General features: G+C 62.6%; 19 protein-coding genes. 8 read left to right on the top strand and 11 right to left on the bottom strand.

The annotated features are described in order from the left end of the window. Positions 1 to 28 precede the first annotated feature (28 nt). From GYH29_RS18320 to flhB, 6 genes are read right to left on the bottom strand one after another with little or no spacing between them, the layout of a single operon-like run. On the bottom strand, positions 29 to 778 hold the full coding sequence (locus GYH29_RS18320; RefSeq protein ID WP_039756256.1) for a flagellar motor protein: 750 nt from the start codon (positions 776 to 778) through the stop codon (positions 29 to 31). A gap of 46 nt (positions 779 to 824) precedes the next feature. Then, positions 825 to 1571 (bottom strand): RNA polymerase sigma factor FliA, encoded by a 747-nt coding sequence (locus GYH29_RS18315; protein WP_043590783.1) that lies wholly within the window; start codon positions 1569 to 1571, stop codon positions 825 to 827. Further along, on the bottom strand, positions 1568 to 2437 hold the full coding sequence (locus tag GYH29_RS18310; RefSeq protein WP_043642233.1) for a MinD/ParA family ATP-binding protein: 870 nt from the start codon (positions 2435 to 2437) through the stop codon (positions 1568 to 1570). The genes GYH29_RS18315 and GYH29_RS18310 overlap by 4 nt, the downstream gene beginning before the upstream one ends. A gap of 5 nt (positions 2438 to 2442) precedes the next feature. After that, entirely contained in the window at positions 2443 to 3933 is a 1491-nt protein-coding gene (gene flhF, locus GYH29_RS18305; protein ID WP_019103716.1) for a flagellar biosynthesis protein FlhF, read from the bottom strand. Between the two features lie 6 nt (positions 3934 to 3939). Next, the gene (flhA, locus tag GYH29_RS18300) at positions 3940 to 6021 is read right to left on the bottom strand and encodes a flagellar biosynthesis protein FlhA (RefSeq protein ID WP_039756267.1); all 2082 of its coding nucleotides are present in this window, start codon (positions 6019 to 6021) and stop codon (positions 3940 to 3942) included. A gap of 48 nt (positions 6022 to 6069) precedes the next feature. Beyond that, positions 6070 to 7227: a flagellar biosynthesis protein FlhB gene (flhB, locus tag GYH29_RS18295; RefSeq protein WP_043590786.1), complete on the bottom strand. Its 1158-nt coding sequence runs from the start codon at positions 7225 to 7227 to the stop codon at positions 6070 to 6072. A gap of 127 nt (positions 7228 to 7354) precedes the next feature. Here flhB and GYH29_RS18290 point away from each other — a divergent pair, with 127 nt between their 5' ends. Continuing rightward, the gene (locus GYH29_RS18290) at positions 7355 to 8149 is read left to right on the top strand and encodes a thymidylate synthase (RefSeq protein ID WP_043590788.1); all 795 of its coding nucleotides are present in this window, start codon (positions 7355 to 7357) and stop codon (positions 8147 to 8149) included. Further along, entirely contained in the window at positions 8146 to 8643 is a 498-nt protein-coding gene (locus GYH29_RS18285; protein ID WP_174243648.1) for a dihydrofolate reductase, read from the top strand. The genes GYH29_RS18290 and GYH29_RS18285 overlap by 4 nt, the downstream gene beginning before the upstream one ends. Before the next feature lie 65 nt (positions 8644 to 8708). Here the strand turns inward: GYH29_RS18285 and icd are convergent, their stop codons facing one another. Next, entirely contained in the window at positions 8709 to 9953 is a 1245-nt protein-coding gene (gene icd, locus GYH29_RS18280) for an NADP-dependent isocitrate dehydrogenase (RefSeq protein WP_161524226.1), read from the bottom strand. A gap of 183 nt (positions 9954 to 10136) precedes the next feature. Then, positions 10137 to 12374 carry an NADP-dependent isocitrate dehydrogenase gene (locus GYH29_RS18275; protein WP_081554835.1) on the bottom strand — a complete coding sequence of 746 codons (2238 nt, stop codon included), beginning with the start codon at positions 12372 to 12374 and terminating at the stop codon, positions 10137 to 10139. Between the two features lie 330 nt (positions 12375 to 12704). Between GYH29_RS18275 and GYH29_RS18270 the strand changes: the two genes are divergently transcribed. Further along, entirely contained in the window at positions 12705 to 13349 is a 645-nt protein-coding gene (locus tag GYH29_RS18270; RefSeq protein ID WP_019100882.1) for a pseudouridine synthase, read from the top strand. Between the two features lie 39 nt (positions 13350 to 13388). Continuing rightward, positions 13389 to 15179 (top strand): bifunctional isocitrate dehydrogenase kinase/phosphatase, encoded by a 1791-nt coding sequence (gene aceK / locus GYH29_RS18265; protein WP_019100881.1) that lies wholly within the window; start codon positions 13389 to 13391, stop codon positions 15177 to 15179. A 72-nt stretch (positions 15180 to 15251) separates the two neighbouring features. On the opposite strand, the gene GYH29_RS18260 is transcribed toward aceK, so the two are convergent. Both GYH29_RS18260 and mutS read right to left on the bottom strand, forming a co-directional pair. After that, a complete protein-coding gene (locus GYH29_RS18260; protein ID WP_019100880.1) occupies positions 15252 to 15677 on the bottom strand; it encodes a hypothetical protein in 426 nt (141 codons plus the stop codon). 66 nt (positions 15678 to 15743) lie between these two features. Further along, complete coding sequence (gene mutS, locus GYH29_RS18255) at positions 15744 to 18290, bottom strand: DNA mismatch repair protein MutS (protein WP_161524225.1); 2547 nt, start codon at positions 18288 to 18290, stop codon at positions 15744 to 15746. A gap of 317 nt (positions 18291 to 18607) precedes the next feature. Here mutS and GYH29_RS18250 point away from each other — a divergent pair, with 317 nt between their 5' ends. From GYH29_RS18250 to ugpQ, 4 genes are all read left to right on the top strand, one after another. Then, positions 18608 to 19174 (top strand): GbsR/MarR family transcriptional regulator, encoded by a 567-nt coding sequence (locus GYH29_RS18250; RefSeq protein ID WP_043590797.1) that lies wholly within the window; start codon positions 18608 to 18610, stop codon positions 19172 to 19174. 2 nt (positions 19175 to 19176) lie between these two features. Continuing rightward, a complete protein-coding gene (locus tag GYH29_RS18245) occupies positions 19177 to 20517 on the top strand; it encodes a cytochrome ubiquinol oxidase subunit I (protein ID WP_019100877.1) in 1341 nt (446 codons plus the stop codon). Further along, positions 20514 to 21527 (top strand): cytochrome d ubiquinol oxidase subunit II, encoded by a 1014-nt coding sequence (locus GYH29_RS18240; protein ID WP_161524224.1) that lies wholly within the window; start codon positions 20514 to 20516, stop codon positions 21525 to 21527. The genes GYH29_RS18245 and GYH29_RS18240 overlap by 4 nt, the downstream gene beginning before the upstream one ends. 140 nt (positions 21528 to 21667) lie before the next feature. Further along, the gene (ugpQ, locus tag GYH29_RS18235) at positions 21668 to 22426 is read left to right on the top strand and encodes a glycerophosphodiester phosphodiesterase (RefSeq protein ID WP_043590802.1); all 759 of its coding nucleotides are present in this window, start codon (positions 21668 to 21670) and stop codon (positions 22424 to 22426) included. Here ugpQ and GYH29_RS18230 read toward each other — a convergent pair. Beyond that, positions 22413 to 23117 carry a substrate-binding periplasmic protein gene (locus GYH29_RS18230; protein ID WP_107731547.1) on the bottom strand — a complete coding sequence of 235 codons (705 nt, stop codon included), beginning with the start codon at positions 23115 to 23117 and terminating at the stop codon, positions 22413 to 22415. The genes ugpQ and GYH29_RS18230 overlap by 14 nt on opposite strands. Positions 23118 to 23119 lie beyond the last annotated feature (2 nt).

Raw genomic sequence — 23119 nt, 5'->3', positions numbered from 1 at the left:
GTCGGCCGTTGCCAAGCTAAGAGACGGCTTATTCGTGCATCGCCAGGAAGCCCTTGAGCCGGCTTTCAATAATGCGCGGGTTTTCGCCGTTGGCGATAGAGACCAGGCCTTCCACCACCAGCTCTTTCAAGGCGACTTCCGAGGCGATCAGGTGCTTGAGTTTGTTGGCGATTGGCAGGAACAGCAGGTTGGCGGAACCGACGCCGTAAACGGTGGCGACGAAGGCGACGGCGATGCCGGCGCCAAGCTTGGACGGGTCCGACAGGTTTTCCATCACGTGGATCAGGCCCAGCACCGCGCCCAGAATGCCCATGGTCGGCGCGTAGCCGCCGGCGGATTCCCAGATCCGCGCCGCCTGTTTGCGCGCGTGCTCGAACATGGAGATCTCCACATCCATCACCGATCGCAGGGTGTCAGGCTCCGCGCCGTCCACCAGCATTTGCAGCGCCTTCTTGATGAAGGGATCCTTCTGCAGATTGATGTAGCCTTCCAGCGCCAGCAGGCCGCCCTTGCGCGCGGTCTGGCTCCAGTTGATGATCTCGCGGATCATCTTGTCGTGGTCCAGCACAGGCGGCTGGAAAATCCATTTCAGCATACGCACGCCGGCGGCGAATTGCTTGGGCGTGCTTTGCAGCATCACCGCGCTGACCGTGCCGCCGATGACGATCATGAAGGCGGTCAGCTGCATCAGGGAGCCGATGTTGCCGCCTTCCAGCGCCTGTCCCGCGATAATGGCGGTCAGGCCCATCAGAATGGCTACAATGCTTATTTTATCCACGCGAAGTTCCGGTTTTTAATGTTATGCCGCGTCAGGGCGCGGAGGTTCAGAGCCAGTCCTTGATGCGCGCGCGCAGCCGGGCGATGGCCTGGCTGTGCAGTTGGCTGACCCGCGATTCGGAGACGCCCAGCACCGCGCCGATTTCCTTCAGGTTCAATTCCTGCTCGTAATACAGGGACATCACCAACTGGTCGCGTTCCGGCAGCAGCTTGATGCCGTCTATCAGCGCTTGGCGGAAGCCGCCGTCGGCCAGCGCGGCGAACGGGTCTGGAGAGTCCTCGTCGGCGACGTTGGCCACCGCGTCGGGCAGCGCGTCGCCGTCGTCGTTGGAAAAGTCCTCGAAATGCAGCAAGGTCATGCCGCGGCAATCGCCGAGCATGTCTTGGTATTGCTCCAGTTCCAGCCCCATTTGAGCGGCGATTTCTGACTCCAGAGGCGAGCGGCCCAACTGATGTTCCAGCTGGCGGACGGCGTCCTCGATCTGGCGCGAGTGACGGCGCGCTTGGCGCGGCATCCAGTCTTCGCGGCGCAGTTCGTCCAGCATCGCGCCGCGCACTCGTTGGCTGGCGAAGGTTTCGAACATGACGCCCTGGGCCGGATCGAACTGGCGCGCGGCCTCGATCAGGCCGATGACGCCGACCTGGATCAGATCGTCGATGTCGACCGAGGCCGGCAGGCGGGCGATCATCATGCCGGCCAGCTTCTTGACCAGCGGCGCGTAGGCCTCCACGTCGATTTCGACGGGAGGCGAGGCGGCGGCGTAGCCGGTTCGGCGTAAGGACGGCAAGGTCATAGCGGTTTGACTCCATCCGCCTCGGCCCAATCGCGCGAGGCGGCAATCAACAAATCCATGAATCCGGTGCCGCTGCGCGGCGTTTCCTGGGTGTCCCACTGCGGCAGCACTGCGGCCAGCTGAGAGAAGGCCATCGCGGCCTCGCTGTCAGGAAACGCCTCCATCAGCGGCCGGCGCAGCGTCTGGCTGCGGCGCACCGCGTTGTCCATCGGCACAAAGCCCACCCAGCGCAGCGATACCGACAAGAATTCGCCGGTGGCGGCGGACAGCCGGGTGAACAGTTCGCGCGCTTCCTCCAGATGGCGCGCGCGGTTGATCAGCACATTGAAGCGCTGGCGGCCGTAGCTGCCGGACAACCTCTTGATATTAGCGTAGGCCGTTGTCAGCGACTCCGCCGCCGGCGTGAGCACTAATACCAAATTGTCCGCCACGCTGGCGGGCACCGGGTCGTGAGCGGGGCTGGGGGCGTCAACCAATAACACCGAGGCGTCGCGCTCCAGCGCGGCGAACTCGCTGCCCAAGCGCAGCCACAACTGGGCGGAGAACAGCGCGCGCTCTTCCGGGCGCGCGTAGAGATTGATCAACTGAATGCCTTGGCGCGAGCTCACCATCATCTCATCCAGCCCGCCCAGGGTCAGCACCTGGCTTTCCAGCGTGGCGGTGGTGGGCACGCCCAGCCGGCGCGCCTGCACTTGGCCCAGCGTGCAGTCCACCAGCAGCGGCCGCTGGCCGGCGTAGGCCAGGCCCAGCGCCAGTTCGGTGGCCAGAGTGCTGGCGCCGGCGCTGGCGGAACCGATGAAGGCGAAGCTAGGCGCGCGCGCGGACCGGGCGCTGAGCAGGCGGAGGCTGGCGGCTTGATCCTGCATCGCGCTTATAGCCATCCGGCCTGGGCCGCGTTCATGATGGGCAGTTCGTCGGCCTGAAGGGTGAAGGGGGAATGCTGCTGCTGCGAGCGCATCGCGCGGTCCACTAGGAAGCCGGCGTGGGCGGCGTGCAGGTCTTCCGGCACGCGCTGTCCGTTGGTGATGTAGAACAGACGCAGCCGGTTGCGGATGATTACGTCCAAGCTGGGGCCCATCGCCACGGATTCGTCTATTTTGGACAAGACGCAGCCGGTGAGGCCGTCGCCGCGATAGCGGCGCACCACGTCTTCCAGCGTCTGGCCGTCGGCGTTGGAGGCCAGCAGCAGCAGCCGCTCTATCGGCCGGCCGGCGGTGCGGAACATTTCAATCTGCGCCAGTACTCGGGCGTCGCGCTGGCCCATGCCCACGGTGTCGATGAAGACGATGTGGCGGTTGGAAAGATCCGCCAGCGTTAGCTGCAGATCGCCCTCGTTCTGGATGGAGAACACCGGGATGCCGAGAATCTTGCCGTAAATGCGCAATTGGTCCTGAGCGCCGATCCGGTAGCTGTCGGTGGTGATCAAAGCCACATGCTGGGCGCCGAAGCGCATGGTGGCGCGCGCCGCCAGCTTGGCCACGGTGGTGGTTTTACCCACGCCGGTGGGGCCGACCAGCGCGTAGATGCCGCCGCGGTCCATGATCTCCTTGTCGGAGTCCGCGCACTTCAGGTTGTGCATCAGCGCCGAGCGCGCCCATTTGACCGCGACCTCGGCCTCATATTGAGCCGGCATCTTTTCGATCAGTTGGCGGATCAGGTGGGCGGAAAAACCCATGGCCAGCAGGTGCTTGAACAATTCGAGGCGATTGGGCGCCTTGCCTTCCATATCGGACCAGGCGAAGCTGGCCAGCTGGCTTTGCAGCAGGCTGCGCAGCAGCTTGATCTCGTCGCCGATCTGCTTGAGCTCCTGAGCCATCACCTCCGGCTCCTCGCCGTTGTTCGCGACGGGAGGCGCGGCGGGGCGGGGCGGCGGGGCGCTTGGAGCCGGCGCTTGCGCGCGCGGCGCGGCGGCGGCTTGCGGCGCGGTTTGCGCGTATTGCTGCGGCGGATAGGATGGCTGGGCCGGCCGGGGCGCGGCTTGGGGTTCCGGCGCAAAGGCCGGTTCAATGCGCTGGCGCGGTTGCTGCGCCTCGATGCGCGGCGGCGGCGGGCTGTCCAGCGGCTCAACCGGCATCGCGTAAGTGCGGGCGATGGCGCGGTTGACTGCCGCTCCGGCCGGGGTGGGCAGCGGCGAGGGCGCGCGGTTGACCACCGGCGGCGCGTTGCGCGGCGGGTGCTTGCTGGAGGAGGTGGCCAGGTTGGTGGCGAGGTTGGCGACGTCGGCGTCCGCCACCGCCATGATTTCCACCCCTCCGCCCATGGTGGGGCGGTTGGACAAAATCAGGGCGTCCGCGCCCAGTTCTTCTCGAACTTGTCTGAGCGCGTCACGCGTGGTTTTGCCGAAAAACTTTTTCACCACCATGTTCGATTAGCCCTTGCTTCCCCCAATTACAGCAATTATACGAATTGATTTATTGTCCGGTATCTCATTATGAGAAATAACACGCAGCTGCGGCAGCGCGCGGCGCAAGAAGCGCGCGAGCAAGGGCCGCAGGCCCGGCGCGGTCAAGAGTACCGGATTGTACCCTTGAATTTCCACTTGTTCGGTTTCCTGGGCGGCGCTGGCCAGCAGATTTTCCGCCAGGCCGGGTTCCAGGCCGCCTCCGGTCTTGGACTGGACCGCCTGCATCAGCACATTTTCCAATGTCGGTTCCAGGGTCATCAAGGGTAATTCTTGCTCGCCGGGAAATAATTGCTGGACGATGACGCGGGACAAGGCGGTGCGGACGATGTTGGTCAGCTCGTCGATGTCCTGGGTGGTGGTCACGTGATCGGCCAGCGTTTCCAGTATGGTGCGGAAATCGCGGATGTGGATGCCTTCGGTCAACAACTGCTGCAGCACTTTTTGCAGCGTGCCCACCGGCACCACCTTGGGCACCAGGTCTTCGATCAGCTTCGGCGACTCCTTGGCCTGGTGATCAATCAAGGCCTGCACTTCCTCACGGCCCAGCAGCTCCGCCGCGTGGGTCTGCAGCAAGTTGGAGATGTGGGTGGCCACCACGGTGCTGGCGTCCACCACTGTGTAGCCCAGGCTCTGCGCCTCTTCGCGCTTGCCGGCGTCTATCCAGATCGCCGGCAGGCCGAAGGCCGGATCGGTGGTGGGAGTGCCGGTGAGCTCGCCGTTGACCCGGCCTGGATTGATGGCCAGGTATTGACCGATGAAGGCTTCGCCGGTGCCCAGCTCCACGCCCTTGAGCAGGATGCGGTAGGCGTTGGGCTTGATTTCCAGGTTGTCGCGGATATGGACCGGCGGCACCAGAAAGCCCAGCTCCTGCGCAATTTTTTTGCGGATGCCGCGGATGCGGCGTAGCAGCTCCCCGTCTTGGCTGCGGTCCACCAGCGGAATCAGCCGGTAACCCACCTCCATGCCCAGTTGGTCCACGTGCTGCACATCGTTCCAGCTTACTTCCGTCGTGGTGTGTTCCGGCGGCGGCGCGGCCTGTTGCTGCTGTTCGGCCTGCAGTGCCTCGGCTTTCTGGCGTTTCTCCATCACCCAGCCCAGCAGGCCCAGGCTGCCGGCGATCAGCAGGAAGGAGAAGTGCGGCATATTGGGAATCAGGCCGACCATGCCTATCACCGCGGCGGTGATGTACAGCACTTGAGGTTTGGTGAACATCTGGCCGAGGAATTGCTCGGACATGTCCTTGTCGGTGCCCACGCGCGACACCACGATGCCGGCGGCGGTGGAGATGATGAGTGCGGGGATTTGCGCCACCAGACCGTCGCCGATGGTCAGCAGAGTGTAGGTCTTGGCGGCGACGCCGGCGTCCAGATCATGCTGGACCATGCCGACGATCAGACCGCCTAAGATATTGATGACGATGATCAGGATGCCGGCCATGGCGTCGCCGCGCACGAACTTGGAGGCACCGTCCATCGCGCCGAAGAAGTTGGCTTCCTCCGCGATGGTGGAGCGGCGCGTGCGCGCTTCGTCCTCGCCGATCAGGCCGGCGTTGAGGTCGGCGTCGATCGCCATCTGTTTGCCGGGCATCGCGTCCAGCGTGAAGCGGGCGCTCACTTCGGCGATGCGGCCGGCGCCCTTGGTGATCACCACGAAGTTGATGATGGTGATGATGACGAACACCACGATGCCGATGGCGACGTTGTCGCCGATCAGGAAGTGGGCGAAGGATTCGATCACCTTGCCGGCTGCGTCCGGCCCGGAGTGCCCCTCCAGCAGAATCACCCGGCTGGAGGCTACGTTCAGCGACAGCCGCAGCAGGGTGGTGACCAGCAGCACGGTGGGGAAGGCGGAAAAGTCCAGCGGTTTGCGCACGTTGATCCCCACCAGCAACACAATCACCGAGACGGCGATGTTGAAAGTGAAGAAAATGTCCAGCAGCACCGGAGGCAGCGGCAGCACCATCATCGCCAGAATCAGGATGATGAGCACGGGGCCGGCCAACTGGGTGACTTTGAAGCGCTTCAGTATGTCTAGTATGGAGTCCATGCTGGATTTATGGCTCAAGCCGGTCGAATCGGTTCGTCGACCTTATCATTATGGTGGCGTCGCATCTTGCTGGCGTTTGCTTTGCGGGTCAAGTTCGGCGGGCACGTCCAACTGGTCCGGGAACACCGGGGCCAGGCCGCCGTTGTCCTGGTAGCTCTTGAGCTGGAACACATAGGCCAGCACTTGGGCGGCGGCGGCGTAGAGCTTGGCGGGGATGTCGTCGCCTAGCTCGGCGTGGAAGTACAGCGCGCGGGCGAAGCTGGGCGAGCGCATGACGATGACGCGGTGCTCTTTGCCGGTGTCTATGATTTTTTCCGCCAGCTTAAGCGAACCCTTGGCCACCACTTGCGGCGCGCGCATGCCGTCGTCGTACTTGATCGCCACCGCGTAGTGGGTAGGGTTGGTGACGATGACGTTGGCGCTGGGGATCTCCTGCATCATGCGTTTGCGGGCGGCTTCGCGCTGCATTTGGCGGATGCGGCCTTTGACCTCGGGCGAGCCTTCGGCTTCCTTGTATTCCTGCTTGACCTCTTCCTTGGTCATGCGCAGTTTCTTGTGATAGCTCCACAGCTGAAACGGCACGTCGATAGCCACCAGCAGAATCATCGCCGAAGTCACCACGAAGAAGGTGGTGATGATCATATCTGTCATCTTGGCGATGCCGGTAGGCAGGGGCATGGAAATCAAGCCTATGATCTCAGTGCGTTCGCGCCAGATGAACCAGGTGGCGATGCCTCCGATCAGCACGCTTTTGAGAATAGCCTTGACGGCCTCGGTGGCGGCGTTGACGGAGAACATGCGCTTGATGCCGGGCAGCGGGTTGAGTTTGCTGAATTTGGGCTCGATCGCTTTGAAAGTGAGGTTCCAGCCGCCCACCAGCATGGGCACGAACAGCGCCACCAGCGCCAGGCCGGTCAGCAGCGGAGCCAGGCTCCACAGCGCGCTGAATATGGTTTCCTTGAAGCGGAGCAGCGCCGGCTCCACATTGCGCACCGTGGTTTGGTCAAAGGTGAGCAGGGCGCGCATGGTCTGCGCCAGATTGGCGGCGATATGGCCGCCCTGGGCCATCAGCAGCGCCACGCCGGCCATGGTGATGGCGAAGGTGGTCAGTTCCCGCGAGCGGGGGATGTTGCCGTCTTCGCGGGCGAGGCCCAGCCGTTTCGCGGTGGCGGGTTCGGTGCGTTCGAGGTCGGAATCTTCAGCCATGTCCGGTGTTTCATGCTTCTGTCTTGATTTTAAAGAGAATGGTAGCCGAAGCGGCGAGGCCGGGCCAGCTTTTCCGAGGCGGCTTCAAGTCGGGTACAATGGCGGCGTCAACGATGGAATGAACACAATGCGACAGTATCTCGACCTGATGCGCCATGTGCTGGAACATGGCCACGACAAGTCCGACCGCACCGGCACCGGCACCCGTTCGGTATTCGGCCACCAGATGCGCTTCGACCTGCAACAGGGTTTTCCGCTGATCACCACCAAGAAATGCCATCTGCGTTCCATCATCCACGAACTGCTGTGGTTCCTGTCCGGCGACACCAATATCCACTATCTGAAGGAAAACGGCGTGTCGATCTGGGATGAGTGGGCAGACGAAAACGGCGATTTGGGGCCGGTCTACGGCTACCAGTGGCGCAGTTGGCCTGCGCCGGACGGCCGCCACATCGACCAGATCGCCAATGTGGTGGCGATGATCAAGAACAATCCGGATTCGCGCCGCTTGATCGTGTCGGCCTGGAACCCGGCGCTGGTGGATGAGATGGCGCTGCCGCCCTGCCACAGCCTGTTCCAGTTCTACGTGGCCGACGGCAAGCTGTCCTGCCAGCTCTATCAGCGCTCCGCCGATATCTTCCTGGGGGTGCCCTTCAATATCGCCAGTTACGCCTTGCTGACCATGATGATGGCACAAGTGTGCGGGCTGCAAGCGGGCGAGTTTGTGCATACCCTGGGCGATGCGCACCTGTACAGCAACCATCTGGAGCAGGCCGAGCTGCAACTGTCGCGCGAGCCGCGCGCCTTGCCGACGCTCAAACTCAATCCGCAGGTCAAGGATATCTTCGGCTTCAAGTTCGAGGATTTCGAACTGGAAGGCTACGATCCGCATCCGCACATCAAAGCGGCGGTGGCGGTATGACGGCGGTGGAAAGGCCGCGCTTGACCCTGGTGGCGGCGATGGCGGCCAAGCGGGTGATAGGCATAGACAACCGCTTGCCTTGGCATTTGCCGGAGGATCTCAAGCATTTCAAGGCGGTGACGCTGGGCAAGCCGGTGATCATGGGCCGCAAGACCTGGGATTCGATCGGCCGGCCCTTGCCGGGCCGCCGCAACATCGTGGTGACGCGCCAAGCGGATTGGAGCGCCGACGGCGCGGAGGCCGCGCATTCGCTGGAGCAGGCGCTGGCTTTGGCCGGCGCGGTGGAAGAGGTGTGTTTGATCGGCGGCGCCGAGCTGTACCGCCAGGCGATCTCCAGCGCGGACTGCCTGCGGCTGACCGAGATCGCAGGAGAGTATCCGGGCGACGCCCATTTCCCCGAGGTGTCCGCCGAACTCTGGCGCGAGGACAGCCGCGAGGCGCACGTCAGCGCCGATGGCCTGGCTTACGCCTTCGTCGATTACCTGCGGCGTTGAGGCCGGCAGGGTCTCCAATTCAAAAAGCCCGCGGCAACGCGGGCTTTTTGTGTCGCCGCGATTTTTTACATTTGCGCGATCATCGCGTCGCCAAAAGCGGAGCAGCTGACTTCGACGGCCCCGTCCATCAGGCGGGCGAAGTCGTAAGTCACCTGCTTGTCGGCGATGGCGGCTTCCATCGCCTTGATCACCAGATCGGCGGCCTCCTTCCAACCGAGGTGGCGCAGCATCATTTCTGCGGACAGGATCAGCGAGCCGGGATTGACTTTGTCCTGGCCCGCGTATTTGGGCGCTGTGCCGTGGGTGGCTTCAAACACCGCGTATTGATCCGAAATGTTGGCGCCGGGCGCGATGCCGATGCCGCCCACCTGCGCGGCTAGCGCGTCGGAGATGTAGTCGCCGTTCAGGTTCAGCGTGGCCACCACGTCGTATTCCGCCGGGCGCAGCAGGATTTGCTGCAGGAAGGCGTCGGCGATGGCGTCCTTGACCATGATGTCGCGGCCAGTCTTCGGGTTTTTGAACGCGCACCACGGGCCGCCATCGACAGGCGTCGCGCCGAATTCGTCCTTCGCCAGAGCGTAGGCCCAGTCGCGGAAGCCGCCCTCGGTATACTTCATGATGTTGCCCTTGTGCACGATGGTCACGCTCTTGCGGTCGTTGTCTATCGCGTAGCGGATGGCTGCGCGCACCAGGCGTTCGGTGCCGTCTTTGGACACCGGCTTGATGCCGATGCCCGATGATTCTGGAAAGCGAATCTTCTTCACGCCCATTTCGTCCTGAAGGAAGGCGATTACTTTCTTGGCGGCGTCGCTGCCCGCTTGCCATTCGATGCCGGCATAGATGTCTTCGGTATTCTCTCGGAAGATCACCATATCGGTCAGTTCCGGCTGTTTCAGCGGCGAGGGCACGCCCTTGAAGTAACGCACCGGACGCACGCACTGGTACAGGTCCAGCTCCTGGCGCAGCGCCACGTTGAGCGAACGGATGCCGCCGCCCACCGGGGTGGTCATCGGTCCTTTGATGGACACTGAATACGTTTTCAATGCGTCGAAGGTTTCTTTCGGCAGCCATTCATCCGGGCCATAGAGCCGGGTGGATTTTTCGCCGGCGTACACTTCCATCCAATGAATCTTTTTCTTGCCGCCATAGGCTTTGGTCACCGCGGCGTCTATCACCTTGATCATTACCGGGGTGATGTCCACGCCTATGCCGTCGCCTTCGATGAAAGGAATGATCGGATGGTCGGGCGCCGGCCGGCCGGGGATGATCTTCTCGCCGTTAGCCGGAACCTTGATATGGGTGACGCTCATACTTTCTCTCCTGAGGGTGGGGTGCGCAACGGCACGCCGCTGGGCAGGCTCGTATTTTGATTATCTATGAAAAATCATGAAAAGCTTGCCGCCTGCGTCGCTGACACGGCGCAAAAAAAAACGCCAAGACATAGGTCTTGGCGTTTTGTCGGACGGGAAGTTCCCGGGGGGACTGGGAAGGGCTTAGCCGAGCACGGCGGCCAGCGCGGCATTGAAGCTGGCGCTTGGGCGCATCACGGCGCCGCACTTGGCCGCGTCGGGATGGTAATAGCCGCCGATGTCGGCCGCCTTGCCCTGCACGGCTTTCAACTCGTCCAGGATTTTCTGCTCGTTGCTAGCCAGGTTTTGGGCGAGCGGGGCGAAGCGGGCCTGCAGCTCTTTGTCCTCGGACTGTTCCGCCAGTGCCTGGGCCCAGTACAGGGTCAGGTAGAACTGGCTGCCGCGATTGTCCAGCTCGCCGGTGCGGCGCGACGGGGACTTGTTCTCGTCCAGCAGTTTGCCGGTGGCGAGGTCCAGCGTCTTGGCCAAGATCTTGGCTTTGCCGTTGCCTGTCTTGATGCCCAGTTCTTCCAAGGACACCGCCAGCGCCAGGAACTCGCCCAGGCTGTCCCAACGCAGATGGTTTTCTTCCAGCAGCTGTTGCACGTGCTTGGGCGCGGAACCGCCTGCGCCGGTCTCGTACATGCCGCCGCCGGCCATCAGGGGCACGATGGACAGCATTTTGGCCGAGGTGCCCAGTTCCATGATGGGGAACAGGTCGGTCAGGTAGTCGCGCAGGATGTTGCCGGTCACCGAGATGGTGTCCAGGCCGCGCGCCACGCGCTCCAGGGTGTAACGCATTGCGCGAACCTGGGACATGATGTGGATTTCCAGGCCGCTGGTGTCGTGATCCTTCAGGTAGGCGTGGACCTTCTTGATCAGTTCGTTCTCGTGCGGGCGGTACGGGTCCAGCCAGAACACCGCCGGCATACCGGAGTTGCGGGCGCGGGTGACGGCCAGCTTGACCCAATCGCGGATCGGCGCGTCCTTCACCTGGCACATGCGCCAGATATCGCCTTGCTCGACGTTCTGCGACAGCAGCACTTCGCCGGTGGCGAGGTCGACGATGTTGGCGACGCCATCTTCCTGGATTTCAAAAGTTTTGTCGTGGGAGCCGTACTCTTCGGCCTTCTGCGCCATCAGGCCGACGTTGGGCACGGTGCCCATGGTTTTGGGATCAAAATTGCCGTGCCATTTGCAGAAGTTAATCATCTCCTGATAAATGCGGGCGAAGGTGGACTCCGGCATGACGGCCTTGGCGTCGTAAGGTTTGCCGTCGGCCCCCCACATCTTGCCGCCAGCACGTATCATCGCCGGCATCGAGGCATCCACGATCACGTCGTTGGGCGAGTGGAAGTTGGTGATGCCCTTGGCCGAATCCACCATGGCCAGGCGCGGGCGGTGCTCCTGGCAGGCGTGCAGGTCGCGGATGATTTCTTCACGCTTGGAAGCCGGCAGGGTTTCGATTTTCTCGTACAGAGTGGCCATGCCGTTGTTGACGTTGACGCCCAGCTCTTCGAACAGCTTGCCGTGTTTTTCGAAGGCTTCCTTGTAGTAGATCTTGACGCAGTGGCCGAACACGATGGGGTGGGACACCTTCATCATGGTGGCTTTGACGTGCAGGGAGAACAGGATGCCGGATTCGCGGCAGTCTTCCATTTCACGCTCGTAGAAGTCGCACAGCGCCTTCTTGCTCATGAACATGGAGTCGATGATCTCTCCGGCCTGCAGCGCGACTTTGGGTTTGAGCACGATGGTCTGGCCGCTCTTGGTGGTCAGTTCCATCTTCACGTCGCGCGCCTTGTCCAGCGTCATCGACTTCTCGCCGTGGTAGAAGTCGCCGTGGTGCATATGGGAGACGTGGGTTTGCGACCACTGCTTCCATTCGCCCATCGAGTGCGGATGCTTCTTGGCGTAGTTTTTCACCGCCAGCGGCGCGCGACGATCGGAATTGCCTTCGCGCAGCACGGGGTTCACCGCGGAACCTAGGCATTTGGCGTAGCGGTCCTTAATGGCTTTGTCGGCGTCGGAGGCCGGGTTTTCCGGATAGTCCGGCAGCGGGTAGCCCTTGGCCTGCAATTCTTTGACGCAGGCGATCAATTGGGCCACGGAGGCGCTGATATTGGGCAGCTTGATGATGTTGGTGTCGGGGTGCTGGGTCAGTTTGCCCAGCTCGGCCAGCGTGTTCGGCACTTTCTGTTCGTCGGCCAGATAGTCGGGGAATTCGGCCAGGACGCGCGCGGCCAGCGAAATATCGGCAGTGGCGACTTCAATGCCGGCGGAGCCGGCGAAGGCTTGCACGACAGGCAGGAAGGCGCTGGTTGCCAGCGCCGGCGCTTCGTCGGTCAGGGTGTAGATGATTTTGGGCTGTTCCGAAGGCATTACTCTATCTCCTTTTATCTTGTGACGACAGAACGGTTGCGCAGGGCGCTGCCGGCGCATGGAAAGACCTTGGAAAGGCGGATGGCGGTTCAGGCGACGCGGCCTGAACACGGTCCGGAGACTCTCGGGTAATTTTCAAAAGCGAATTATACCTCTCCGCGCGCGCTTGGCTCGCTGCGCATTTGAACTTTTATGCTTGATAACTGCGCGGCGGCGGTTCGAATGCGAATTATAGGCCGCGCCCGGAGCGTCTTCGCCGGCAAACTTGCGGCGCGCGGCGGCAGGCTCTTGTATCATTCGCCTCATTCTTTTCTCGCCGCTCTTCATGCCATGTCCCGACTCATCCTGCTCAACAAGCCCTACGGCGTCATCTGCCAGTTTTCAGAGCATCCCAAGCATCCGACGCTCAAGTCCTGCGTGCCGTTGCCGGGCGTGTACCCGGCGGGCAGGCTGGACACCGACAGCGAAGGCCTGCTGCTTTTGACGGGCGACGGCGAATTGCAACACCGCATCGCCAATCCGCGCTGGAAGCTGCCCAAGACCTATTGGGTGCAGGTGGAGGGACAGATCCGCGACGAACAACTGGAGCAACTGCGCCGCGGCGTCGACCTGGGCGATTTCACCACCCAGCCGGCGCAGGCGCGGCGCATCGACGCGCCCGCGCTGTGGGAACGCACGCCGCCGGTGCGTTTTCGCAAGACGGTACCGGACGGCTGGCTGGAGATCGTCATCAGCGAGGGCAAGAATCGCCAGGTGCGGCGCATGACCGCTAAAGTGGGGCTGCCGACGTTGCGCCTGGTGCGGGCGGCGATAGGACCGTGGACGCTGGACGGCCTGCAGCCGGGGGAGATGCGCGAGCTGGAGGTGGATCTTGCGGATTTGCCGAGGGTGTCGCATGCTCAGCGCATCGCCAAGCCCGGCGCGCAGCCGCGCGGCGTCGGCGGGGACCGGCGCGGAGGTCCGCGCAAGCCCTGAGCGAGGGCGCGGCCGTTGGCGATTCCAGAGGGCGAGCGCATGCAGATTCCCGAGTACTACAACCCGGTGGCGCGCGATATCGCACAGGCGCTGGTGGACGGTTTCGACAAGCATTACCGCCTGTTCCGCGAGTGTAATCGCGGCGCCAAGGATTTGTTCGAGTCCGGGGACTGGCAAGGGGTGCAAAAGGCGGTTCGCGACCGTATCCAGTTCTACGACGAACGGGTGGCGGAAACGGTGGCGAGGCTGCATGGCGAATTCCACGCCGATCTGCTGGACGACGAGATCTGGCAGCAGGCCAAGCTTTACTTCATCGGCCTGTTGGCCAATCACAAGCAACCGGAGTGCGCGGAAACCTTCTTCAATTCCGTGTTCACCCGCATCTTGCACCGCGATTACTTCAACAACGATTTCATCTTCATCCGGCCGGCGATCTCCACCGAGTACATCGAGTCAGACCCGCCGTCCTACCGCAGCTATTACCCCGCGCGCGAGGGCCTGCGGCGAGCATTGCGGCGCATCGTCGAGGACTTTGGCTGGCGGCGGCCGTTCACCTGGCTGCGGCGGGACATCGCTCTGCTGTTGCGCCAGGCGGAGTCCTTTCTGGAGGGGGGCTGGCCGCAGCCGGAGGCCAATTGTCAGATACAGGTGTTGTCGTCGCCGTTCTACCGCAATAAGACCGCTTATGTATTCGGCAAGGTCATCAACGGCGGCGCGCATTACCCATTCGCAGTCCCGGTATTGCACGACGCACTGGGCGGGCTGTACCTGGATACCTTGCTGCTGGAGCCCTGGCGCATCGGCGTGCTGTTCTCCTTCAGCCGCGCTTACTTCCTGGTGGATATGGAGGTGCCGTCCGCTTATGTGCAGTTCCTGAGAGGGATGCTGCCGGGCAAGACCAAGGCCGAGCTCTACACCATGCTGGGGCTGCAGAAACAGGGCAAGAACACCTTCTACCGCGATTTCATCCAGCACCTGAAACATTCCAACGACAGCTTCGTCATCGCGCCCGGCATCCGCGGCCTGGTGATGCTGGTATTCACTCTGCCGTCCTATCCCTATGTGTTCAAGCTGATCAAGGACGTGTTCGGCGGACCCAAGGAGGTGGACCGGGCCACGGTGAAGGCAAAGTACCAGCTGGTGAAGCGCCATGACCGAGTGGGACGGCTGGCGGATACGCTGGAGTTTTCCAATGTGGCGTTTCCCAAGGCGCGCTTCACCGAAGAATTGCTGCGGGAGTTGCGCGAGCAAGCGCCGTCGATGATGGAGGAGGGCGCTGAGCAGGTGGTGATCAAGCACTTGTACATCGAGCGGCGGCTGAAGCCGTTGAATCTCTACCTGATGAGTTGCGAACCGGCGGAGAAGGCGCGGGCGGTGCGCGATTACGGCTTGGCGATCAAGGAGCTGGCGGCGGCGAATATTTTCCCCGGCGACATGTTGTTCAAGAATTTTGGCGTGACGCGTTACGGGCGGGTAATTTTCTACGACTACGACGAGATCGAATACCTGAGCGACTGCTATTTCCGGCGGATTCCGGAGGCGCCTAACCCGGAAATGGAAATGTCCGGCGAGGTTTGGTACCCGGTGGCGCGCAATGATGTGTTTCCCGAGGAGTTCGGCGTTTTTCTATTGGGCGACCCCGAGGTCAGGCAGGTTTTTCTGCGCCATCACCGGGATTTGCTGAGTCCCGAGTTTTGGCAGCTGCGCCAGCGCCGCATCCGCGCCGGCCACATCGAAGATTTTTACCCTTATCCGGAGGAGATGCGTTTCCTCAATGCTTATCCGCGGTTTTACCGGCGGGAGCGGGCGGCCTGGCCAAGGGAGGATTAGGACAAGAAAAACGGGGAAGCGAAAGCTTCCCCGTTTTGGGTGTTGAGCGCGAGCAACTTGGTTGTGCCGACGTTAAGGGCGATGGCTGTCCTCGAAGTAGGCGATGGGCCCGGCGCTGGTTAAGCCGATGTGGAAGGTTGAGCTTTCCGGGAAGGTTTCGCCTATGCTTTCCGCGGCGCGCACGATCTCGTACAGTACTTCCACTTCCTTGAATTTTCGGGTGATGTTGTCATTGCCCTGCAACCAGGTCCGGATTTCCTCGGCATGCGGATGGTTGTTTTCCAAGTCCAGCTGGCAGGCCGGCGTGCTGATCAGGCTGATCGCAGGCGGCATGCTGATGTCCAGCTGTTGCAATTGTTGGCTCGCCAGTTCGGCGAAGCTGGACAATTCGAGGTTGGCCCGCTCGCGGATGGAGGAAAGGGCAATGCTTCCATCGTCCGTGACCTGACTGAACAGTGTGACCAGGCCCGGGGCGGTGGCAGTGTTTTCAAGCGACATTGTTGTTGCTCCTGTCTCGGATGTTACCTTCTAGTAATATAGGAAACGTCCCCGGGTCTGGCCTGGTCATTTGGCCAGTTTCTTTAATTCATAGAGCAGGGCCTGGGCTTCCCGTGGCGAGAGATCGTCTAGATCGACCTCCAGAAGGCGTTCGACTGCCGGATTCGCTTCAGGTTCCACAGTTGTCGTTGCGGGTAAACTGATAAATAGGTCTGGTTGCACGCGGCTGGCGGAGTGGTTCTCCAATTCAGTCAGATAGCGACGTGCCTCGCGGATCACTTTGCCGGGCACGCCGGCCAGCTGAGCCACCGCCAAGCCATAGCTCTGGCTGGCCGGGCCTTCCTCCACATGGTGCAAAAACACGATGCGGTCCTTGTGCTCCACGGCGGACAGGTGGACGTTGGCGACGCTGGGGTACTCGCTTTCCAGGCTGGTCAGCTCGAAATAATGGGTGGCGAACAGCGTATAGGCGCGGCTTTTCTCTATCAGCGCCTTGGCGATGGCCCAGGCCAGCGCCAGGCCGTCGAAAGTGGAGGTGCCGCGGCCCACTTCATCCATCAGCACCAACGAGTGTTCGGAGGCGTTGTTGAGGATGTTGGCGGTTTCGGTCATCTCCACCATGAAGGTGGAGCGGCCGCCGGCCAGGTCGTCGGAAGCGCCGATGCGGGTGAAGATACGGTCTATCGGTCCAATCACCGCGCGTTGGGCCGGTACGAAGCTGCCGACGTGCGCCATCAGCGTAATCAGCGCGTTCTGGCGCATATAGGTGGATTTACCGCCCATGTTCGGGCCAGTGATCAGCAGCAGTTTGCGGGTGTCGGACAGCCGGGTGTCGTTGGCGATGAAGCGTTCCACTTCCGCCTCCACCACAGGGTGGCGGCCTTCGATGATTTCCAGCCGCGGCTCGGCCACGAACTCCGGCTCCACGTAGTTGTTGACGCTGGCGCGCTCGGCGAAGGCGGACAGCACGTCTAGTCCGGCCACCGCTTGCGCTATCAGCTTCAGGTCGGGTATGTGCGGCGCCAGCTGGTCCAGCAGGTCTTCGTACAGTTGCTTTTCCAGCGCCAGCGCGCGGTCTTGCGCGGACAGCGCCTTGTCTTCGAACTCCTTCAGTTCAGGCGTGATGTAGCGCTCGGCGTTCTTCAGCGTCTGGCGGCGGCGGTAGTCGTCCGGCACCTTGTCGCCTTGAGCCTTGGTAACTTCGATGTAGAAGCCGTGCACGCGGTTGAACTCCACTTTCAGGGTGGGGATGCCGGTGCGTTCTTTTTCGCGGGCTTCCAGCGCCAGCAGAAAGGCGCCGCAGTCGGTCTGGATCGCGCGCAATTCGTCCAGCGTGGCGTTGAGGCCGTGATTGATCACGCCGCCGTCGCGAAGGAAGGTGGAGGGCTCGGGCAGGATGGCCTGGCTGAGCATGGTTTCCACTGGGGAATCGTCCGGCAGCAGGCGCGCCAGTTCGCCCAGCAGTTCTGCGTCGAGATTGGCGGCCAGCCGTTTGACGCCGGTCAACGCCTTCAGCGAATCGCGCAGCGCGGCCAGGTCGCGCGGGCGGGCGCTGCGCAGGGCGATGCGGGCGGTGATGCGTTCGATGTCAGCCACTTCGCGCAGCTGGGCATGGGCGTCGTCGTAGGCCGGCAGCAAGGCGCGCACCGCTTCCAGCCGGCGCGACAGCTTGCCGTGACTGCGGATGGGGTGATGCAGCCAATGGCGCAGCAGACGGCTGCCCATGCTGGTGGCGCAGCCGTCCAGCAGCGAGGCCAGCGTCGGAGACGGCTCGCCGCGTATGGTTTCGGTCAGTTCCAGGTTACGGCGGGTGGCGCCGTCCATGCGGATCAACTCGCCGGCGTCCTCCACCGCCAGATTGGCGATATGAGCCGGGTTGACGCTCTGAGTAGTCTTGACGTACTCCAGCAGCGCGCCGGCGGCGCCCACCGCCACTGGCAGGGTGTCGGCGCCGAAGCCGGCCAAGTCGCGGGTGCCGAAGTGCCGGGTCAGCGTCATCTGCGCCGACTCGATGTCGAACTGCCACGGCGGCAGCTTTTTCTTGGGCGTGGCCACGGTTTCGAACACATTGAGGCCGGTATCGTCCGGGATCACCAGTTCGGCCGGCTTCAAGCGTTCCAATTCGCTGTGCAGGTCATCGACCCGGGTCTGCAGCACCTTGAATTCGCCGCTGGCGAGCGATAGCCAGGCCAGGCCCAGCACGCCCTTGACCATATTGACCGCCATCACCAGATTGTCGCGCTTGTCGTCCAGCAACGCGGCGTCGGTCAGGGTGCCGGGGGTGACGATGCGCACCACCTTGCGTTCCACCGGGCCCTTGGACAAGGCCGGATCGCCAATCTGCTCGGCGATGGCGACGGACTCGCCCATCTTGACCAGCCGTGCCAGATAGCCTTCGGCGGCATGGTAGGGCACGCCGGCCATCTTGATCGGGTTGCCGCCGCTGGCGCCGCGGGTGGTCAGGGTGATGTCGAGCAAGCGCGCCGCCTTCTCCGCGTCCTCATAGAACAGTTCGTAGAAGTCCCCCATGCGATAGAAAACCAGCTTGTCTGCGTGTTCGCGTTTGATGGCCAGGTATTGCTGCATCATCGGGGTGTGTTGTGGCGTGCTCATCGGCTATGGGCTCTTATGTTTTCAATGGACAACAGGATGCCGTGGCGACTGCCCGCGCATCAAGGCCGCGCGGGCGCCAGGGCATCCCTGATTTATGTTTCGCCGCCGCGCGCGGCGAGGCTTTTGGAGAGTCGGCGCTATTTTAGCGCAGCCCGACTGCGGCGTCAGCCGTGCAGGCACTGACTGCAAAGATGCGATATGCATGGTTTGAAGTTCTGTCAAGCGTACGGCTCAATGATGGTTGTGATTGACTTGGTTTCGTTGCGAATTTATGATTTATATCAAAGTTTCAGAAATTCCTGAAAATTGAGAACGTCATGAATTTATCGCCACTCGTCCAGTCGTTCGTGCTGCATTTCGGTGAAATGGGCAGCCGCTGGGGCATCAATCGCACCGTCGGGCAGATCTACGCGCTGCTCTATGTCTCGGAGAAGCCGCTGAACGCGGATGAAATCGCAGAGAGTCTGAGCTTTTCACGCTCCAACGTCAGCATGGGTCTCAAGGAGCTGGAGTCCTGGCGGCTGGTCAGGCTGCAGCATTTCCCCGGCGATCGCCGCGAATATTTCTCCACGCCCGACGATGTCTGGGCCATTTTCAAAACCCTGGCCGAGGAGCGCAAAAAGCGCGAGGTGGAGCCTACGCTGACCATGTTGCGCGGCGCCATCATGGAGACGCCGGCCAGCGACGCTGAACGCCACGCCCAAGCGCGGATGAAGGAGATGCACCAGTTGATCGAACTGGTGACCACCTGGTTCTCCGATATCCAGCACATGGACGTGGAGACCTTGCAGCGCCTGATGAAACTGGGTTCGCAGGTGCAGAAGATCCTGCAGTTCACCCACTCGCTTTCGAAACTGACCAGTCGCGACGGCGACAGGGAGTAGCTATGGACTTTGACCCGCTGGTATTGGCGCGCATTCAGTTCGGCGCCAATATTTCCTTTCACATCTTGTTTCCCACCATCAATATCGCGATGGGCTGGGTGCTGCTGTTCTTCAAGCTGCGTTACCTGAAAACCAGTCAGCAAGGCTGGATGGACGCCTATGGCTTCTGGGTGAAGATCTTCGCCTTGTCCTTCGCCCTGGGCGTGGTCAGCGGCGTGACCATGAGCTTCCAGTTCGGCACCAACTGGCCTGGCTATATGCAGACCGTGGGCAATATCGCCGGCCCGCTGCTGGCGTATGAAATCCTGACCGCTTTCTTCCTGGAGGCCACCTTCCTGGGCGTGATGCTGTTCGGCCGTTCACGGGTGCCCGAGCGAGTGCATACCTGGGCCACCTTCCTGGTCGCCTTCGGCAATACGGTGTCGGCGTTCTGGATTCTGGCCTTGAATTCCTGGATGCAGACCCCGACCGGTTTCAAGATGGTGGACGGCAAGGCGGTGGTGACCAGTTGGCTGGAGGTGATTTTTAATCCCTCTTTGCCCTACCGGCTGACCCATATGCTGATCGCCTCCGGCTTGACCACAGCCTTTCTGGTTGCGGGTCTGTCCGCTTATCGCCGGCTGAAGGGCGACCGCAGCGACGGCGCGAAGATGGCGCTGAAAACCGGCGTGGTGACCGCGGCCTTGCTGATTCCGCTGCAGATTTTCGTGGGCGACATGCACGGCCTCAACACCTTCAAGCATCAACCCGCCAAGCTGGCGGCGATTGAAGGTATCTGGCATACCGAGAAAGGCGCGCCGCTGTTGCTGTTCGCTCTGCCCAATGCGGAAACCCGTCAGAACGATATGGCGGTGGGCATTCCCAAGCTGGCCAGCCTGATCATCACTCATGATCCTAACGGCGAGATCCGCGGTCTTAATGAGTTCGCTCAGCATCCGCCTGTGGGCAAGGTGTTCTGGAGCTTCCGCGTGATGGCCGGCGTGGGGGCGCTGATGCTGCTGGTGTCTTGGCTGGCCTGTTGGCAACTGCGTCGCCGCGGCCAGTTGGCGCCGCTGATGCTGCGGGCGCTGGTGGGCATGACCTTCGCCGGTTGGGTCGCGACCCTGGCAGGCTGGTACGTGACCGAGATCGGCCGTCAGCCGTGGCTGGTGGAGGGCGTGCTGACCACCGCGCAGGCGGCGGGTCCGGCGACCGGCGGTATGGTGGCGTCTACGCTGGCGATGTATCTGGGTTTGTACCTGGTGTTGCTGACCGCCTATGTGTCGGTCTTGTTCTACATGGCGGGCAAGGCGGCCGGCCAGTCCGGCGGCGAGGCCGCGCATCTTGAGGAGAAACTGGCATGAGTGGCGCTGTGTATTGGTTGCCGGTGGTGTTCGCCGGCCTGATGGCCCTGGCCATGCTGATTTACGTTGTGCTGGATGGCTACGATCTGGGCGTGGGCTTGTTGTTGCCCTTCGCCGAGGACGACGAGAAGGACATGATGATCGCGTCGATCGGCCCGTTCTGGGACGCCAACGAAACCTGGCTGGTGCTGGGCGTGGGCCTGTTGCTGGTGGGCTTTCCGCTGGCGCACGGCATCATTCTGGGCGAGCTCTATCTGCCGGTGGCGCTGATGCTGGCTGGCTTGATAGTGCGCGGCGTGGCCTTCGACTTTCGCGTCAAGGCGCGCGAGCCGCATAAGCCGTGGTGGAATGTCGCTTTCGCCTGTGGCTCGCTGTTGGCGGCGCTGACTCAGGGCGTGATGCTGGGCCGCTACCTGACCGGCTTCGCCGAGGGTTGGCTGGCCTGGGGCTTTGCCTTGCTGGCCGGCATCGGCTTGGCTGCAGCTTACACCTTGCTGGGAGCCGGTTGGCTGATCATGAAGACCAGCGGCGCTTTGCAAGCCAAGGCGGTGGCTTGGGCGCGGCGCAGCCTGGCCGGCGCCGGTCTGTCTGTGCTGCTGGTGTCGGCGGCCACGCCGCTGGCCAGCAGCCATATCGCCGCAAAGTGGTTCGCCCTGCCGGAGTTCTTGCTGCTGCTGCCCTTGCCCTTGGGCTGCATTGTGTTATTCGCCACGCTGTGGGTGATCCTGCCGCGCTTGGCGGCGCGTCAGGCAGCCGGCAATGATAATTGGTGCTGGGCGCCGTTCGCCTGCACCGTCGGCATCGTGCTGCTGTCGTTCTGGGGCCTGACTTATAGCGTGTTCCCGGAGGTGGTGATTGGCCGGCTGAATATCTGGCAGGCGGCCAGCGACACCGCGGCCTTGTGGGTGATCTTCTGGGGCGCGGTGGTGGTGCTGCCGGTGATTCTGCTGTACACCGCCTTTGTCTACCGGGTGTTCCACGGCAAGGCCAATGCGTTGACTTACCAATAAGCCAGTATCCGGCGCCGTGTTTGACCAAGCCGTCTTTGCTCTGCGAAGGCGGCTTTTGCCATACTGGGAGCGCGTCATCCGTCTGCAATCCTCGCCGGCGACAATGATGCCTTTTGTTCGAGGTCTGCAAGGAAGCGCCCATGTCTTACTCCACGCCTGGCCGGCAATGGCCTTATCCCCGCTTCATCGCTCATCGCGGCGGCGGCGTTCTGGCGCCGGAGAACACCCTGGCGGGATTTCGCGAAGGCCTGCGTTACGGCTACCGCGGCGCCGAATGCGATGTGAAGCTGTCGGCCGACAATGTCTGTTTTCTGCTGCATGACGACACGGTGGAGCGCACCAGCAATGGCCGCGGCGCGGCGGCGGCGCTGAGCATGGCGGAATTGGCGCGGCTGGACGCCGGCGGCTGGAAGGGCGCGGCTTTTGCCGGCGAGCCCATGCCGACGCTGGACACAGTCGCCGCCTGCTGCCTTGCGCACGGCATTGCCTTGAACATCGAGATCAAGCCCTGCCCGGGACGGGAGGCGGAAACCGGCGCTGCGGTGGCGGCAGAAGCCGCCCGGCTGTGGGCCGGCGCCGCGTTGCAGCCCTTGCTGTCGTCTTTTTCCGCCGAGGCGCTGAGCGCTGCGGGGGAAGCCGCGCCGGCTCTATCGCGCGCCTGGCTGGTGGAGCGAGTGCCGGCGGACTGGCTGTCGCGCTTGCGCGACCTGGACTGCGTGGCCTTGCATTGCGACTATCAGAGCTTGGACGCGGCCTTGGCGGCCAGCGTCAAGCAAGCGGGCTTTCAATTGCTGTGCTACACGGTGAATCAGCCGGCCGATGCCGAACGTTTGCTGGCTTGGGGCGTAGACAGCGTCTGCACCGACCGTTTGGATCTGCTGCGGCCTATTTCAGATTGAAGGCCTTGAAGCTGCCGTCCGCCTTCATCGCCAGGATGGCGCGGTTCAGCCGCTGCATGACGTCGTCGCTTAATTGCGGGTGGCAGGCGAAATAGATGTCGGTTTCGTTCACCACCAGGGCGACGCGCGGCGTCGCCATTTTCATTTTGTCGGCCAGGCTCTGTATGCCCACGTCCAGCGTGGCCAGCAGGTCGATGCGGCCCAGTTGCAGCTTGCGCAGATTGGTCTCCGCGTCCGCGCTTTCGTCCAGCGTCCAGCCCTGTTGTTTCAGCCGGCTGGCCACGGCGGTGCCGCGCACGGCGCCGATATGGAATTGCCTGGCCTGCTCCACGCCGCCGAAGTCGCGGGTTTCGTCATGGCGCGCCAGCAGCACCAGCCGCAGGCGGATGACAGGTTCGCTCCAGCGGAACAGTGTTTCGCGTTCCGGAAAGCGGGCGGCGGTCAAGCAGGCGTCCGGGGTCTGCTGGACCAGCAGCACGGCGCGGGCGGTGGGGTAGGGCGTAAACTTGAACGGCAGGCCGGCGCGCTGGGACAGCGCGCGCATCAAGTCGATGGCGGCGCCGGAGACGTGTTGCTGATCGGCGGAGACTTCGATGATGGGAGGCTGAGGGCTGACCAGAATGGTCAGCCCGGCCGCCGCGGCGGGTGCCGAAGCCAACGCCGCGATCAGCTTTATCAGCGGGCGCGGCATTG

It is taken from the genome of Chromobacterium haemolyticum, from assembly GCF_009936155.1.
Classification (GTDB): Bacteria; Pseudomonadota; Gammaproteobacteria; order Burkholderiales; family Chromobacteriaceae; genus Chromobacterium; species Chromobacterium haemolyticum.
The sequence above is the reverse complement of the archived record's forward strand: the minus strand, read 5'-3'. Positions and strand labels throughout refer to the sequence as shown.

What these genes read in the sequence shown, in the direction of transcription:
- icd (WP_161524226.1), bottom strand. Translation starts at nt 9,953, where the DNA reads ATGAGCGTCACCCATATCAAGGTTCCGGCTAACGGCGAGAAGATCATC.
- aceK (WP_019100881.1), top strand. Translation starts at nt 13,389, where the DNA reads ATGCAGATTCCCGAGTACTACAACCCGGTGGCGCGCGATATCGCACAG.
- GYH29_RS18290 (WP_043590788.1), top strand. Translation starts at nt 7,355, where the DNA reads ATGCGACAGTATCTCGACCTGATGCGCCATGTGCTGGAACATGGCCAC.
- GYH29_RS18240 (WP_161524224.1), top strand. Translation starts at nt 20,514, where the DNA reads ATGAGTGGCGCTGTGTATTGGTTGCCGGTGGTGTTCGCCGGCCTGATG.
- GYH29_RS18285 (WP_174243648.1), top strand. Translation starts at nt 8,146, where the DNA reads ATGACGGCGGTGGAAAGGCCGCGCTTGACCCTGGTGGCGGCGATGGCG.
- GYH29_RS18230 (WP_107731547.1), bottom strand. Translation starts at nt 23,117, where the DNA reads ATGCCGCGCCCGCTGATAAAGCTGATCGCGGCGTTGGCTTCGGCACCC.
- GYH29_RS18260 (WP_019100880.1), bottom strand. Translation starts at nt 15,677, where the DNA reads ATGTCGCTTGAAAACACTGCCACCGCCCCGGGCCTGGTCACACTGTTC.
- GYH29_RS18245 (WP_019100877.1), top strand. Translation starts at nt 19,177, where the DNA reads ATGGACTTTGACCCGCTGGTATTGGCGCGCATTCAGTTCGGCGCCAAT.
- ugpQ (WP_043590802.1), top strand. Translation starts at nt 21,668, where the DNA reads ATGTCTTACTCCACGCCTGGCCGGCAATGGCCTTATCCCCGCTTCATC.
- GYH29_RS18275 (WP_081554835.1), bottom strand. Translation starts at nt 12,374, where the DNA reads ATGCCTTCGGAACAGCCCAAAATCATCTACACCCTGACCGACGAAGCG.
- flhF (WP_019103716.1), bottom strand. Translation starts at nt 3,933, where the DNA reads ATGGTGGTGAAAAAGTTTTTCGGCAAAACCACGCGTGACGCGCTCAGA.
- GYH29_RS18250 (WP_043590797.1), top strand. Translation starts at nt 18,608, where the DNA reads ATGAATTTATCGCCACTCGTCCAGTCGTTCGTGCTGCATTTCGGTGAA.
- flhA (WP_039756267.1), bottom strand. Translation starts at nt 6,021, where the DNA reads ATGGACTCCATACTAGACATACTGAAGCGCTTCAAAGTCACCCAGTTG.
- flhB (WP_043590786.1), bottom strand. Translation starts at nt 7,227, where the DNA reads ATGGCTGAAGATTCCGACCTCGAACGCACCGAACCCGCCACCGCGAAA.
- GYH29_RS18270 (WP_019100882.1), top strand. Translation starts at nt 12,705, where the DNA reads ATGTCCCGACTCATCCTGCTCAACAAGCCCTACGGCGTCATCTGCCAG.
- GYH29_RS18310 (WP_043642233.1), bottom strand. Translation starts at nt 2,437, where the DNA reads ATGCAGGATCAAGCCGCCAGCCTCCGCCTGCTCAGCGCCCGGTCCGCG.
- GYH29_RS18315 (WP_043590783.1), bottom strand. Translation starts at nt 1,571, where the DNA reads ATGACCTTGCCGTCCTTACGCCGAACCGGCTACGCCGCCGCCTCGCCT.
- mutS (WP_161524225.1), bottom strand. Translation starts at nt 18,290, where the DNA reads ATGAGCACGCCACAACACACCCCGATGATGCAGCAATACCTGGCCATC.